General features: G+C 64.9%; 10 protein-coding genes. 4 read left to right on the top strand and 6 right to left on the bottom strand.

Features of this window, described 5'->3' with window-relative positions:
• Positions 1 to 7: 7 nt before the first annotated feature.
• The 4 genes from uvrB to rpsA form a co-directional block, all read right to left on the bottom strand.
• Positions 8 to 2107 carry an excinuclease ABC subunit UvrB gene (uvrB, locus tag C3E79_RS05105; RefSeq protein ID WP_108403941.1) on the bottom strand — a complete coding sequence of 700 codons (2100 nt, stop codon included), beginning with the start codon at positions 2105 to 2107 and terminating at the stop codon, positions 8 to 10.
• A 36-nt stretch (positions 2108 to 2143) separates the two neighbouring features.
• Positions 2144 to 2491 carry a DUF4259 domain-containing protein gene (locus C3E79_RS05100; RefSeq protein ID WP_108403940.1) on the bottom strand — a complete coding sequence of 116 codons (348 nt, stop codon included), beginning with the start codon at positions 2489 to 2491 and terminating at the stop codon, positions 2144 to 2146.
• 55 nt (positions 2492 to 2546) lie between these two features.
• Positions 2547 to 3146 (bottom strand): dephospho-CoA kinase, encoded by a 600-nt coding sequence (coaE, locus tag C3E79_RS05095; protein ID WP_108403939.1) that lies wholly within the window; start codon positions 3144 to 3146, stop codon positions 2547 to 2549.
• A gap of 364 nt (positions 3147 to 3510) precedes the next feature.
• Entirely contained in the window at positions 3511 to 4977 is a 1467-nt protein-coding gene (gene rpsA / locus C3E79_RS05090) for a 30S ribosomal protein S1 (protein ID WP_108403938.1), read from the bottom strand.
• 187 nt (positions 4978 to 5164) lie between these two features.
• Between rpsA and C3E79_RS05085 the strand changes: the two genes are divergently transcribed.
• Positions 5165 to 5905 (top strand): class I SAM-dependent methyltransferase, encoded by a 741-nt coding sequence (locus tag C3E79_RS05085; RefSeq protein WP_108403937.1) that lies wholly within the window; start codon positions 5165 to 5167, stop codon positions 5903 to 5905.
• Between the two features lie 4 nt (positions 5906 to 5909).
• Here the strand turns inward: C3E79_RS05085 and polA are convergent, their stop codons facing one another.
• The gene (polA, locus tag C3E79_RS05080) at positions 5910 to 8513 is read right to left on the bottom strand and encodes a DNA polymerase I (protein WP_108405067.1); all 2604 of its coding nucleotides are present in this window, start codon (positions 8511 to 8513) and stop codon (positions 5910 to 5912) included.
• A gap of 213 nt (positions 8514 to 8726) precedes the next feature.
• Positions 8727 to 10274 (bottom strand): peptide MFS transporter, encoded by a 1548-nt coding sequence (locus C3E79_RS05075; protein WP_108403936.1) that lies wholly within the window; start codon positions 10272 to 10274, stop codon positions 8727 to 8729.
• Between the two features lie 207 nt (positions 10275 to 10481).
• Here C3E79_RS05075 and C3E79_RS05070 point away from each other — a divergent pair, with 207 nt between their 5' ends.
• Genes C3E79_RS05070 through C3E79_RS05060 form a run of 3 tightly spaced genes read left to right on the top strand, consistent with a single transcriptional unit; the run spans position 10482 to position 14555 of the window.
• Positions 10482 to 11753, top strand: coding sequence for a dicarboxylate/amino acid:cation symporter (locus tag C3E79_RS05070; protein ID WP_108405066.1), 1272 nt, complete (start codon positions 10482 to 10484; stop codon positions 11751 to 11753).
• 45 nt (positions 11754 to 11798) lie between these two features.
• Complete coding sequence (locus C3E79_RS05065; protein WP_199219511.1) at positions 11799 to 12146, top strand: DUF6457 domain-containing protein; 348 nt, start codon at positions 11799 to 11801, stop codon at positions 12144 to 12146.
• A gap of 42 nt (positions 12147 to 12188) precedes the next feature.
• On the top strand, positions 12189 to 14555 hold the full coding sequence (locus C3E79_RS05060) for an FdhF/YdeP family oxidoreductase (protein ID WP_108403935.1): 2367 nt from the start codon (positions 12189 to 12191) through the stop codon (positions 14553 to 14555).
• Position 14556: the final 1 nt, after the last annotated feature.

The following is a 14556-nucleotide window of genomic DNA, read 5'->3' as shown; positions in this document are numbered from 1 at the left end:
GGGTGTCCTAGACCCCAACGTCTTTCATACCACGCAGCTCCTTGCGCAAATCCGCGATCTCGTCACGCAGCCGGCCGGCGAGCTCGAACTTGAGCTCGCGCGCCGCGGCTCCCATTTGCCCGGTGAGGTCGTCGATAAGCTTCTGCACGTCGCCCGACGTCATCTCGGACACGTCCGGCTTATCGACGACCGCAGTCTCGCCCCCGGACACAGCGCCCTCGCTCTCGCTGTCGTTGTCGTAGACCTGGTCGAGGATGTCGGCGATCTTCTTGCGCAGAGGCTGCGGGTCAATGCCGTGCTCCTTGTTGTAGGCGAGCTGCTTCTCCCTGCGGCGCTCCGTCTCTTCGATCGCATCCCGCATGGAATCGGTGACCGAATCGGCGTACATGATCACCGCACCCGAGACGTTTCGCGCCGCGCGGCCGATGGTCTGGATCAGCGACTTCGTCGAGCGCAGGAAGCCTTCCTTGTCCGCGTCGAGGATGGCCACGAGAGAGACCTCGGGCAAGTCGAGGCCCTCGCGCAGCAGGTTGATGCCCACGAGGACGTCGTACTCGCCGAGGCGGAGCTGGCGCAAGAGCTCCACGCGCTGCAGCGTGTCGATATCGGAGTGGAGGTAGCGCACCCTGATGCCGTTATCGAGCAGGTAGTCCGTTAAATCCTCCGCCATCCGCTTGGTCAAGGTGGTCACCAGGACGCGCTCATCCTTGGACACCCGCTGGCGGATCTCCTCGATGAGGTCATCGATCTGCCCCTTTGTCGGGCGCACCTCGACGCTCGGATCCACCAGGCCGGTCGGCCTAATGACCTGCTCGACAAACTCGCCCCCGCTCGCCTCGAGCTCGTAGTCGCCCGGGGTAGCCGACATGTAGACGACCTGGCCCATGCGCGAGGCAAACTCGTCGAACGTCAGCGGGCGGTTGTCCACCGCGCTGGGCAGGCGGAAGCCGAACTCCACGAGGTTGCGCTTGCGCGACATGTCGCCTTCAAACATGCCGCCGATCTGCGGAACGGTGACGTGGGACTCGTCGATAATGGTGAGGAAGTCCTCCGGGAAGTAATCAATCAGCGTCGCCGGCGCCGAGCCCGCCGGCCTGCCATCGATGTGGCGGGAGTAATTTTCAATCCCGGAGCAAAAACCCACCTGCTGGATCATCTCCAGGTCGTACTCCGTGCGCATCCGCAGCCGCTGCGCCTCGAGCAACTTGCCCTTGCCCTCGAGCTCCTCGAGGCGATCCGCCAGCTCAAGCTTGATCGCCTCCACGGCCTTTTCCATGCGCTCGTCGGTGGCAACGTAGTGCGTCGCCGGGAAGATGCGCAGCTCGTCTTCCTTGCTCAGCGCCTCGCCGGTGAGCGGATGGATGTAATAGAGGGAGTCAATTTCGTCCCCGAAAAACTCCACGCGCACCGCGACCTCTTCGTAGGCCGGGATGATGTCGACCGTATCGCCCTTCACGCGGAAGGTCCCGCGGGTGAAGGAGACATCGTTGCGCTCGTACTGGATGTCCACGAGCAGGCGCAAAAAGCGATCGCGCTCGACCTCCTCCCCCACGCGCAAGACAACGGAGCGATCGAGGTAGGACTGCGGGGTGCCCAGGCCGTAGATGCACGAGACCGAGGCGACCACCACGACGTCGCGACGAGAAAGCAGAGCCGAGGTTGCGGAGTGGCGCAGGCGCTCGACGTCGTCGTTAATCGACGAGTCCTTCTCAATATAGGTATCCGTCTGCGCGACGTACGCCTCCGGCTGGTAGTAGTCGTAGTAGGAGACGAAGTACTCCACCGCGTTGTTAGGTAAGAGCTGGCGCAGCTCGTTGGCCAGCTGGGCCGCCAACGTCTTATTCGGGGCCATGACCAGGGTGGGCCGCTGCTGCTTCTCGATGAGCCACGCCGCCGTGGCCGACTTACCTGTACCGGTCGCTCCGAGGAGCACCACATCCTTCTCCCCGCGGTTGAGGCGCTCGTCGAGTTCCTTGATCGCGGCGGGCTGATCACCGGAGGGCTCGTACTCGGAGACGACCTCGAAGGGCTTCTCGCGGCGCTCAATTTCGCCGACCGGGCGGAACTCAGAGTGCGCGAGGACCGGGTGCTCTGCAGCAAATGCCATGCGCTCCAGTGTATCGCCAGTGCTGGCAGCGCGCCCTTAGTGGACCGCCTTCGCCGTCGCCTCCAGCCATTGGTGCAGCTCGCCGGCATCGCTCCACATGCCGTAGAGCTCGGAGCCCTCCGGGCTCATCGCCTCGCGCAGCTTGGCTTCGACCCAGCGGCGATCCTCGAAGCTCAAGCGCGGCGCCAGAGGCACGCTGCCGGCCGGGCCATGGCCGTTCATCACCGCGGCCAGCGCGATGAGCGCCTGGACCTGCTCCGTATCCAGGTGCGCATCGGAGCAATCGAACCGAAACTGATCCATGCGGAAGGACCCGTCGGCCAGCCGCCTCACGGTGTCCTCGGCCACGTCATTGTCGAATGGCCCCCAGTTCCACGTTCCCATGAGGGGTGATAATAAACAACCGTTGTTAATGGGACTTGTCCAATAGTTTAACTGTTCATAACATTTTTTCAATCTTATCGACGACCCCCTCAACCCGCGCCCGAAGCTCCTCGAGCGAGCCGTTGTTATCGATCACGATATCGGCCCTCGCCCGCCTCTCCTCGTCCCCGGCTTGCCGAGCGATCCTGTTTCGCGCATCCCCCTCGTCCAACCCGCGGTGCTCCACGAGGCGCCGAACCCGCTCCTCCGCAGCGACATCCACCACGACCGTTAGGTCCATCTCCTCATTGAGGCCGAGCTCGACGAGCAGCGGCATATCGTAGACCGCCGCTTTAACCCCCCGTTGCTCTAGCTGAGCGAAGCGGCGATCCGACTCCCTCCGAATCGCCGGGTGCGTAATCTCGTTGAGCTTGCGCGTCTGCTCCTCGCTCGCGAACGCTCGCCGTGCTAGCTCCGCGCGATCGAGCTCCCCGCCTGCGCCGATGAGATCCTCGCCGAAGACCCTGGCCACCTCCGCCAACACTGGCGAGCCTGGCGCCATGTTGTCGCGGGCCACCTGGTCAGCGTCGACGACCGGGAACCCAGCATCAGCGAACATCTTGGCCACCGTAGACTTTCCGCTGCCGATGCCGCCCGTAAGACCGATTGTGAACATGCCTGCCATGCTAGCGCAGCGGGTTTAAGCGAGACCGGCTCTTAGTGCCTTCTCCCGAGGCGCCGGAACACTTCCTAAAAACCTCGCTCACTGGCACACCTTCGGAAGCAGCCCAGTATGGACATGACTCGACTCTGCAGCTGCAGAGTGAGGCGGGTTCGGTCTGGGTGTGGACACCGCATTGCGGACTTTTCCGGGTGGGCTACTATTCGGCCGTCGCTCGCAGTGCCGGGGCCTTCCCGTCTAGGACACACCAGATACTGCTCCCCACCCCAGCCCTGACGCACGAAAAAAGCCCCACCCGGGTAAGACCGGGTGGGGCTTTCGCGCAGGTGCCCTTCAGGGAGCGCCCTAGTGCACGGACCTAGTTGCCGGCGAGCTTGTCGCGCAGGGCCGCGAGCTGCTCGTCGGAAGCCAGGGAGCCGATGGACTCCTCGGGCGCGGACGCTGCCGGAGCTGCGGCGTCAGCGGACTCGGAGGAGTAGTTCGACTGGCCTGCGCCCTGCTCGGCGGCCTCGGCGGCGGCAGCGCGCTGGCGCTCGATCTGGGCGGTGTGCGCCTGGAAGCGGCGCTCGGCCTCGGCGTAGCGGGCCTCCCACTCCTGGCGTGCCTCGTCGTAGCCTTCCATCCACTCGTTGGTCTCCGGGTCGAAGCCCTCCGGGAAGATGTAGTTGCCCTGCTCGTCGTAGGAGTCGGCCATGCCGTAGCGGGACGGATCAAACTCTTCGGAGTAGTCCTCGTCTGCCTGCTTGAGCGAGAGCGAGATGCGGCGGCGGTCCAGGTCGATGTCGATGACCTTGACCATGACCTCTTCACCGACGGTGACAACCTGGTCCGGGACCTCGACGTGGCGCTGGGCCAGCTCGGAGATGTGGACGAGGCCCTCGATGCCCTCCTGGACGCGGACGAACGCGCCGAACGGCACAAGCTTGGTCACCTTGCCCGGGACGATCTGGCCCACGGCGTGGGTGCGGGCGAAGACGCGCCACGGATCTTCCTGGGTTGCCTTGAGCGAGAGGGAAACGCGCTCGCGGTCTAGATCGACGTCGAGCACCTCGACGGTAACCTCGTCGCCCACGGTGACAACCTCGGACGGGTGGTCGATGTGCTTCCAGGACAGTTCGGAGACGTGGACGAGGCCGTCAACGCCGCCGAGGTCGACGAAGGCACCGAAGTTGACGATGGAGGAGACGACACCCTTGCGAACCTGGCCCTTCTGCAGCTGGTGCAGGAAGTCGGAGCGGACTGCGGACTGGGTCTCTTCAAGGTATGCGCGGCGGGAGAGCACGACGTTGTTGCGGTGCTTGTCCAGCTCGATGATCTTCGCCTCGAGCTCCTGGCCGATGTAGGGGTCGAGGTCGCGCACGCGGCGCATCTCGACGAGGGAGGCCGGCAGGAAGCCGCGAAGGCCGATGTCGAGGATAAGGCCGCCCTTGACAACCTCGATGACCGTGCCGGTGACGGGCTGGTCGTTGTTCTGCAGCTCCTCGATGGTGCCCCAGGCACGCTCGTACTGCGCGCGCTTCTTGGACAGGATGAGGCGGCCTTCCTTGTCCTCCTTGGTCAGGACAAGCGCGTCGACCTCGTCGCCGACCTCGACGACCTCATCGGGGTCGATGTCGTGCTTGATGGAGAGCTCGCGGGTCGGGATGACGCCTTCGGTCTTGTACCCGATGTCGAGGAGAACCTCGTCGTGGTCGACCTTGACGACGGTGCCGGTGACGATGTCGCCATCATTGAAGTACTTGATGGTGGCGTCGACGGCGGCAAGAAAGTCCTCAGCGCTGCCAATGTCGTTGATGGCAACCTGGGGTGCGTTGGAAGTGGGCATGTTTGTAAAGTGCTCCGAAAAGATAGGAGATCGAAAGTGGACAGGAGCGCGTCTCTCACGGTTGTGATCTCATCGCGGGCGCGATTTTGGCCCTCCTATACAGCCAAAATTGCCCCGTAACGCAGACACGCCCTTGACAGGGTAGTCAAAATAACCTAGTAGAGCAAATACGCGAAAGGTGCACCCGATGGACGTCTCCCCCGCCCCCGAAGTAGCGGCCAACCGCCTCTTTTGGGACGCCGATGCGCGGCGCTACCACGCAGAGCACCCGGAGTATCTGGACGGTTTCTACTGGTGCCCCGAGATGCTCTCGGAGAAGGACGCGCGTTTGCTTGGCGACGTCTCACAAGCCCGCGTCCTCGAGATCGGCTGCGGTTCAGCTCCGTGCGCGTCCTGGCTCGCCGACGACGGGGTCGGCTTCGTCACGGGTTTCGACATCTCGGCGGGGATGCTAGCGCGGGCGCGCCACAACGTTTCCCTCGCCCAGGCCGACGTGCTCGCGCTTCCCTACCGGGACGCGTCGTTCGACGTCGCATTCTCCGCCTTCGGCGCGCTGCCGTTCGTGCGCGATGTCGCTGCAGCGCTCGCCGAGATCCGCCGCGTCCTCGTCCCGGGCGGTCGCTTCGTGTTCTCCGTGACACACCCCATGCGCTGGGTGTTCCCCGACGATCCTGGCTCGCTGACCGCGGAGATCAGCTATTTCGCGCGCGCCTACGAAGAGTACGACGATACCGGCACGCTTACCTACGCCGAATACCACCGGACATTCGGCGATTGGGTGCGCGCCCTTCGCGGCTCGGGCCTCGAGCTACTCGACGTCCTCGAGCCCGAATGGCCCGAAGGAGTATCCATTCCCTGGGGCCAGTGGTCCCCGGAGCGAGGGCGCATTTTTCCGGGTACGGCGATCTTTGTTACACGGGGGCAATGAGGCCCTAGTGCGCTGCTTCGTCCCAATTCGCGCCAGTGCCGGCCGAGACCTCCAGCGGCACGTGTAGTTCGATCGCGCTATCCATCTCGCGCTCGACGATCTCGCGCACCTCGTCGAGCTCGCCCGGTGCGACCTCCACGACGAGCTCGTCGTGGACCTGCAGCAGCACGCGGGAGTCAAACGAGGCAAGCGCCCGGTCGACGCGGATCATCGCCACCTTGATGATGTCGGCGGCGGTGCCCTGGATCGGCGCGTTGAGAGCGGCGCGCTCGGCGTTCTCGCGGGCGACGCGGTTGTCGCTGGTCAGCTCCGGCAGGTAGCGGCGCCGGCCGAAGACGGTCGAGGTGTAGCCCACCTCCCGCGCCTTCTCCACGACCTCGTCAAGGTAGCGCTTGACCCCGCCGAAGCGCTCGAAGTAGCTCTCCATGATGGACTTCGCCTCGCCGGCGGAGATGGAGAGCTGGTTGGACAGGCCGTAGGCGGATAACCCGTAGACAAGACCGTAGGACATTGCCTTAACGCGGCGTCGCAGCTCGGGGGTGACCTGGTCGATGGGCACGTCGAAAACGCGGGAGCCGACGAAGTTGTGCAGGTCCTCCCCCGCCCGGTAGGCCTCAATGAGGCCTTCGTCGCCGGAGAGGTGGGCCATAACGCGCATCTCAATCTGCGAGTAGTCCGCGGTGAGCAGGCACTCGTATCCCTTGCCTACGGTAAACGCGGAGCGGATCTTGCGCCCAGCCTCCGTGCGGACGGGAATGTTCTGCAGGTTTGGATCGGTCGAGGAGAGCCTGCCGGTCGAGGCCACGGTTTGTTTGAAGGTGGTGTGGATGCGGCCGTCGTCAAGCACTGCCTTGATGAGGCCTTCGATGGTGGACTTCATCTTCTGGTACTCGCGGTGCGCGAGCAGCGCGTCGAGGAACGGGTGCGGGTTCTTCTCTGCCAGGGCTTCGATCTCGCCGGCCGCGGTGGAGTAGCCGGTCTTGGTCTTCTTCGTCTTCGGCAGACCCAGCTTGTCAAAGAGCACGACCTGGAGCTGCTTCGGGCTCGAGAGGTTGAGCGAGGGCTCATCCACAAGCTGGCGCGCGTGCTGCTCGACTTCGTCGACCTTGGCGCGGAAGTCGTTGAGCTGGTCCTCGAGCACGTCGACGTCGACGGCGATGCCGGCGTTCTCCATCTCGGCGAGGATTGCCACCAGCGGCAGTTCCAGGTCAGCGTAGAGCTCGTAGGAATCGATTCCGCGCAGCTGCCGCGCCAGCTCGGCGGCGAGCTCGAGGATCGCGGCCGCGGAATCGATCAGCGTCGAATCGCCAAGCAGGCTGAGCTGGTCGCCCCCCTGGTCGAGCTGGCGCTGCAGGTGCCGCTGGTAGACGTCAGCGAGCTCGTAGGTGCGCTGGCCGGGGCGCAGCAGGTACGCGGCGATCGCGGTGTCGTGCGCGATGCCTCCGAGAGTGATCCCGCGGCCCTTGAGCATGTGGTAGGCGGCCTTGGCGTCGTGGAAGAACTTCGGGTCAGCCGATTCCGCCCAGCGCGCGAGCGCCTCATCTTCCGCGGGGCTCAGCTCGGCGGCCTCCTTCTGGATCCCGCGGCGCTGCTTATCGACGATCGCCAGCGCCGAGACGTCCCCCATGCCCGGGGCGCCGGATCCCGTGAGGTAGACGGCGAGGCCTTGGCCCTCGCGCGCGGAGAGCCACTGATCAAGCGGCGCCGACTCGACGGTGATCTCCGCGAGCTCCGCCTCCTCGCCCGCGGGTACCTCGCCAAGCGTCGGCACGGCGGCGAGGACGCGCTCGCGCAGGTTCACGCCGAACTCGAGGTCGTCGAACGCCGCGGCCACGGCGGCGACGTCGGCGGGCTTGAGCGCCAGATCCGCGGGGCCGACGGGCAGCTCGACGTCCGTGACCATCTGGGTGAGCTCGCGGTTGAGGCGCACCTGGTCAATGCGTTCGCGGAAGTTCGCACCGGCCACGCCCTTGATATCGTCCGCGTGCGCGATCAGGCTCTCGAGGTCGCCGTGTTCGACGATCCATTTGGTCGCGGTCTTCTCCCCCACCTTCGGCACCGAGGGCAGGTTGTCCGAGGGGTCGCCGCGCAGCGCCGCGAAATCCGGGTACTGCACCGGGGTGAGCCCGTATTTCTCCTCGACCTTCTCCGGGGTAAAGCGCGTCATAGTGGACACGCCGCGGGTTGGGTAAAGGAGGGTCGTTTTGGCGTCAACAAGCTGGATGTAGTCGCGGTCGCCGGAGACGAGCACGATATCGAACCCGCCTTCCGCGCGCGCCTCGGTCACCAGGGTGGCCACGATGTCGTCGGCCTCGAAGTGTTCCTTGGATAAGGTCACCACACCGAGGGTGTCTAAGACCTCCTCGATGATCGGGACCTGGCCCTTGAACTCCGGCGGGGAGGCCTCGCGCTGGGCCTTGTACTCGGGGAACTTCTCGGTCCGAAACGTTGTCCGCCCGACGTCGAAGGCAACAGCCACGTGCGTGGGCTGCTCCTCGGCGAGGATGTTGGAAAACATCGAGAGGAACCCGTAGACCGCGTTCGTGTGCTGCCCACCGGACGTGGAGAAATTCTCCGCCGGGAGCGCGTAGAAGGCACGGAATGCCATGGAGTGGCCGTCGATAAGCAAGAGGCGTTGAGTCACGCGACCAGTCTAGCGAGGCGCTATATCGATCCCCCAGGAGTGAGTGGGAACGCGACCCCAGATTGATTCTTACCTCTCACAGCATTCGCAAGTGAGACTATAGGGACAGCCCGGCGGGCGCGCTCGCCCGCCGCAATCGCCCACCGCGCGGAAGGAGGTAAATAAGCAGCCGCTGGCCTACGCGGACCCGCGGTGTCTGCTGTCGTGGCCTTCCGCTTGAGCCTTGTGGGGCTTCTCAGCCGTCTCCCCTAGCTTGCGCGTGATCCAGCCGCGCGAGGTGAAGACGACGACGGCGAGGATGAAGCAGACCGCCGCGGTGGCCACAAAGTAGGTCCGCTCGCCGGAGGCGCTCGACGGGTCGTAGAACCCGGCAAGCGTGCCGGAGAGCGTGGTGCCCAGCGCGACCGAGAGCAACCACAGCGCAAAGGTGCGCGTGGGGTAGGCCTGGGGCGCCACAAGCGTTGCCATCGAGTTGCCGACGGGACTGAGCATGAGCTCTCCCATCGTGAAGAGGAACAAGATGGCGACGATGGCGAAAAACGGCGTCGAGTTCACGCCGCCTCCGGCGAACGGGAGGAAGAGCAAGATGGCCACGCCGATGATCGCGAGCGCGAGGGAGAACTTCCCGGCATACGACGGCTGACGCTTCCCGAGCCGGGTCCACATCGCCGCGAAGACGCCGGCGAAGATGATGACGAAAAGCGGGTTGAGCGACTGCACGACACCCGGCGGCAGCTCGTGGCCGAGCACAGTGCGGTTGAGCCGCTCATCGGAGTAGAGCGCGATCACAGTGAACTGCTGCTGGAAGACTGACCAGAACACCACCGAGGCGGCGAACATGGGGATAAAACCAACCAGGCGGGCGCGCTCGCCGTCGGTGACGAGCCTGGAGCGGTACATCTGCACCCACAGCGCCACGGCAGCGAGCACGGTAAGTGCAGCCACGACGGTCGAGAGGTGGCCGAGCTGGAGCACGCCGGTGGCGAAGAGCACGACGACGGCGACGATGACCGCGAGGCACCCCAGCGCCACCGGGAGGTAGCGCGAGCGCGGTAGCGGGTTGGCCACCTCGTGCCCGGCAACCTCAACCGTGTGGGAACGCATGACCGTGTACTGAATCAAGCCGATGGCCATGAGCACGGCCGCGGTACCGAAGCCCCAGTGGAAGCCCTTCCACCCCCAAAACGCGTTGGTGAGGATCGGGCCCAAGAATCCGCCGATGTTCACGCCCATGTAGTAGATGGAGAACCCGCCGTCGCGACGCTGGTCCTCACGATCATAGAGGCTGCCCAGCAACACCTGGGACGTGGTCTTGAGCGCGCCCGAGCCGACAGCGACGCACACCAGGCCCACGCCGACCCCGGCGAGACCGGGCAAAAGCGCCAGGGAGATGTGGCCGATCATGATGAGGATCGCCGAGTAGAACAGCGTGCGCTCGGCGGAGAGGATCCTATCTGCCACCCAGGCGCCCGCGACGCTGGTGAGGTAGACCAGTCCGCCGTAGGCGCCGACGATGGATAGGGCGGCTTCCTTGTTCAGGCCGAGCCCTCCTTGGTCGACCGTGTAGTAGAGGTAGTACGCCAAAAGCGCCTGGAGGCCGTAGAAGCTAAATCGCTCCCACATCTCCACGCCCGACAGGTTCGCCAGCGCCCAGGGATGCCCGAAGAACGTGCGCTCTTTCGGGGCGTCCGCCGCGCCGGCTACAAAGTGAGAATCTGTTGCCATAGGTAGAAGTTCATCACACCGCCGCCCGGGTTGTGCGCTCGGGCACGCCATTGCGCGGAAATGACCCGCGCCTCCCCCAGTAACGGTCCCGAATAGACAGAGCGGTGCATTATTGGCAAGGGGAATAAGCCTGGTAAAAATTACGTAACAACTAGGTGGAATCGTTCACCTACTAGACTGACTGGTTCATAGAAAGTGGAGAACATCATGAAAAAGTTTGGCTTCGGCGCCCAGGTCTTCACCGGCCTGGTGGTCGGCCTCATCCTCGGGTTCGTCGCCCGGGCCGGCGGGTTCGAGTGGCTCGCCAACTTCCTCACCTGGGTCGGCTCGACCTACGTACAGCTGCTCAAGCTCCTGATCCCGCCGCTCGTCTTTACGGCAGTGGTGACCTCCGTGGCCAACCTGCGCAAGGTGACCAACGCCGCGCGGCTCGCTGGACAGACGTTGATCTGGTTCGCCATCACCGCCTTCGTCTCCGTCCTCATCGGTATCGCGGTGGCCCTCTCGCTGCGCCCGGGTGAGACCTCAACCGTGGATCCCGCCGCGGCGGGCGACCCATCGACCACCGGGTCCTGGCTCGGGTTTATCGAATCCGTCGTCCCGGCCAACTTCCTGGGGCTTACCGCCAAGGCGTCGGAAGACGGCGCGATCTCGATCGGCTTTAACGTTTTGCAGATCCTCGTGATCTCCCTCGTCGTCGGCGTCGCCGCGGTGAAGGCCGGGCGCAAGGCGCAGCCGTTTATCGAGTTCTCCGCATCGCTGCTCGAGATCATCCAGGTGGCGCTGTGGTGGGTCATCCGGCTCGCACCGATCGGCTCCGCGGCGCTCATCGGCAAGGCCATCGCCACCTATGGGTGGGAAGCGCTCGGCTCGCTGGGCATGTTCGTTCTCGCCATCTACATCGGGCTTGCGCTAGTGATCTTCGCCCTCTACCCCGCCGTGCTCGCGCTCAACCGCATTCCGGTCCGCGAGTTCTACCGTCATGTCTGGCCCGTGACCACCCTCGGGTTTGTCACGCGATCCTCGCTCGGCGTGCTTCCCGTCACGCAGCGCACCGTGGAGAAGTCGATGGGCGTGCCCACGGAGTACGCCTCCTTCGCCATGCCGTTGGCGGCCACGACGAAGATGGACGGCTGCGCCTCGATCTACCCCGCCGTCGCCGCGATCTTCGTCGCACAGTTCTACGGCATCCCGCTCGGCGTGGCGGATTATTTCCTCATCATCGTCGTCTCTGTCCTCGGCTCCGCCGCCACCGCCGGCACCACTGGGGCGACGGTCATGCTCACCCTCACGCTCTCGGCGCTCGGACTGCCGCTGTCTGGCGTGGGCCTGCTCCTAGCCGTCGAGCCGATCGTTGACATGGGCCGCACCGCCGTCAACGTCACCGGCCAGGCCGTGGTTGCCGCCGTCGTGTCCAAGCGGGAGGGCATCATCGATGAGCAAGCCTGGGAGCGCGAGCCGGAGACCGTGCGGGCCTAAATCTGCTTGCAGCGTGGTGTCTGCTCCGGTTGTTACCCTGGCGGTATGAGCATCGATCAGCACAACCACAGCCACGAGCACACCACAGACAAGAAAAGCAAGAAGGACGACCCGGCGGAGATGCGCAGCGCCCACGAGTGGCTCTCCCGCGTCGTCGAGCTCCTCAAGCTGCCCGCGGGCGTGGAGCGCTCCAGCGTGGGGCCCATCCTCGATCTCACGAAGGATGTCGCCCACAATCGCTCGCGCCCCGCTGCCCCGGTCACTGCGTTCCTCGTCGGCCTCGCCGCCGGGCGGGCCGCATCGGGGTCCGACGACGAGCTCAACGCGGCGATCTCACGGGCGGTCGAAGCCGTGCGCGCAGCGGCCTCGACAAGGCAGAACGCATCCTATTAAGCACCGCTTGGTTCGGTCGCGGGAAGGTATAAGGTAGCGAATATGGGACAACAGGGCAACAATCGGCAACACACCCCGCAGTCGGGCACATCTGACAACGTTGGCAACACAGGTAACGCCGTCAACGCCGTGGCCAACCGCTTCGACCACCCGCGCGTTTCCGCAAAGAAGCACGTCGCCGCAGGCATCCCGGCGGTCCTCCACGCCATGGCGCACGCGGTGCCCAACCGTGGCCTTTTGCCGCTGATCACCATCAACAAACACAAAGGCATCGACTGCCCCGGGTGCGCCTGGCCGGAGCCCGAGCAGAACGACCTCAACATCGTCGAGTTCTGCGAAAACGGTGCGAAGGCTGTTGCTGAGGAGACCACGCGCGCCCGCGCCACCCGAGATTTCTGGGCAAAATACTCAGTGACCGAGCTGCGGGAGAAAACCGACCACTGGTTGGGCAAGCGCGGGCGGATTACTGAGCCGATGCTCTACGACCGCTCGAGCGGCGACGACCACTACCGCCCCGTCTCCTGGGACAAGGCGATGAGCATCATCGCGGAGCAGCTGCACCACACAACCCCCGAGGAAGCGGTGTTCTACACCTCGGGCCGCGCGAGCAACGAGGCCGCCTACGTCTTCCAGCTCCTCGCGAGGCGATTCGGTTCCAACAACCTGCCGGACTGCGGCAACATGTGCCACGAGTCGACGGGCGTGGCCTTATCCTCCACCCTCGGGCTGGGCAAGGGCTCAGTGACCATCAACGATTTCCACACCACCGACTTGCTCATCTCTGTGGGCCAAAACCCGGGCACGAACCACCCGCGCTCGCTCACCGCGTTTACCCGGTGCAAGCACAACGGCGGCAAGATCATCGCGATCAACCCCATGCCTGAGGCCGGGTTGCTCAACTTCCGCGAGCCGCAGGACCCCACGATGGTCCTCGGCCACACGAACAAGCTGGCCGACCGCTACCTGCAGGTGCGCCTCGACGGCGACCGCGCGCTGTTCCAGGCCATCAACAAGAGGCTCGTTGAGCGCGACGCGATTGACAAGGAGTTCATCGCGGAATACACCACCGGGTTCGACGCGCTCAAAGAGCACCTCCTCTCGCTTGACGACGCCTCTCTGCAGCACTTCAGCGGCATCTCCGCCGCCGAGATCGATGCGGTGGTCGATGAGATCGTCGCGGCGAAGTCTGTGCTCATCACCTGGACGCTCGGGGTGACCCAGCACGAAAACGCGGTGGCCACCATCCAAGAGATGGTCAACACCCTGCTTCTCACCGGCAATATTGGCAAGCCCGGTGCAGGCACCGGCCCGCTGCGCGGCCACTCCAACGTGCAGGGCAACCGCACCGTCGGCATCTGGGAGAAGATGCCGGATCACTTCCTGCGCGCTCTCGAGTCGCGCTTCGGATTCCCCGTCCCGAGCGAGCACGGCTTCGACACCGTCGCCGCGCTCCAGGCCATGCGCGCGGGCAAGACCAAGTTCTTCATCTCGCTCGGCGGCAACCTCGTGCGCGTCGCCTCCGATACGGGGGTGGTGGAAAACGCGATGGCCTCCAACAAGCTCACCGTGCACCTGTCGACCAAGCCCAACGGGTCCCACGCCTGGCCGGGTGAGAAGTCCCTCATTCTGCCGGTGCGGGCGCGCACGGACGTCGATATGCAGAAATCTGGCCCCCAAAAGATCACCGTGGAAGACTCCGTGGGCAAGGTCCACGCCTCCGAGGGCCACCGCACCGCGAACAAGGACCTCGATCTGCGCAGCGAGGTCGACATCATCTGCTCGATCGGCCGCGAGACCTTCGGCGACGACTTCTGGCAGCCGATGATCGACGATTACGCAGTGATCCGGGACCACATCGAAGCCACCATCGACGGCTTCGACTTCTACAACGAGCGCATCGAGATCCCCGGCGGGTTCTACCTTCCCAACGGCCCCCGCGAGCGGCGGTTTACCACCGACGACGGCAGGGCGCACCTTACCGTCAACGAGACCGCGGGAATCGAACTCGCCCCCGGCGAATTCATGATGAACACCGTGCGTTCCCACGACCAATACAACTCCACGATCTACGGGCTCAACGACCGCTACCGCGGGATCCACGACGGGCGGCGCGTCGTCTTTGTCAACCAGAAAGACCTCGACGACATCGGGCTGGCCGACGGCGACATCGTCGACCTCGTCGCGGAGTACCAGGGAGAGACACGCCGCGCGCCGAGCTTCCGCGTCATCGCCTACGACCACGCACGCGGCTGCGTGAGCACCTACTTCCCCGAAGCCAACCAGCTCATCGCGCTCGACCACACGGCAAAGGGCTCGAACACCCCTGTATCGAAGTCCACAATCATCCGGCTCGAGCCCACCGGCAAGCGGGCCGAGGACATGCCGGCGTTCGCGCGGGCGGAGAAGTAGC

Source organism: Corynebacterium liangguodongii (genome assembly GCF_003070865.1).
In the GTDB taxonomy this organism is placed as follows: Bacteria; Actinomycetota; Actinomycetes; order Mycobacteriales; family Mycobacteriaceae; genus Corynebacterium; species Corynebacterium liangguodongii.
The sequence above is the reverse complement of the archived record's forward strand: the minus strand, read 5'-3'. Positions and strand labels throughout refer to the sequence as shown.

Coding starts and splice junctions, on each gene's coding strand:
- C3E79_RS05070 (WP_108405066.1), top strand. CDS start 10,482: ATGAAAAAGTTTGGCTTCGGCGCCCAGGTCTTCACCGGCCTGGTGGTC.
- C3E79_RS05060 (WP_108403935.1), top strand. CDS start 12,189: ATGGGACAACAGGGCAACAATCGGCAACACACCCCGCAGTCGGGCACA.
- uvrB (WP_108403941.1), bottom strand. CDS start 2,107: ATGGCATTTGCTGCAGAGCACCCGGTCCTCGCGCACTCTGAGTTCCGC.
- coaE (WP_108403939.1), bottom strand. CDS start 3,146: ATGTTCACAATCGGTCTTACGGGCGGCATCGGCAGCGGAAAGTCTACG.
- polA (WP_108405067.1), bottom strand. CDS start 8,513: ATGGCATTCCGTGCCTTCTACGCGCTCCCGGCGGAGAATTTCTCCACG.
- C3E79_RS05075 (WP_108403936.1), bottom strand. CDS start 10,274: ATGGCAACAGATTCTCACTTTGTAGCCGGCGCGGCGGACGCCCCGAAA.
- rpsA (WP_108403938.1), bottom strand. CDS start 4,977: ATGCCCACTTCCAACGCACCCCAGGTTGCCATCAACGACATTGGCAGC.
- C3E79_RS05065 (WP_199219511.1), top strand. CDS start 11,799: ATGAGCATCGATCAGCACAACCACAGCCACGAGCACACCACAGACAAG.
- C3E79_RS05085 (WP_108403937.1), top strand. CDS start 5,165: ATGGACGTCTCCCCCGCCCCCGAAGTAGCGGCCAACCGCCTCTTTTGG.
- C3E79_RS05100 (WP_108403940.1), bottom strand. CDS start 2,491: ATGGGAACGTGGAACTGGGGGCCATTCGACAATGACGTGGCCGAGGAC.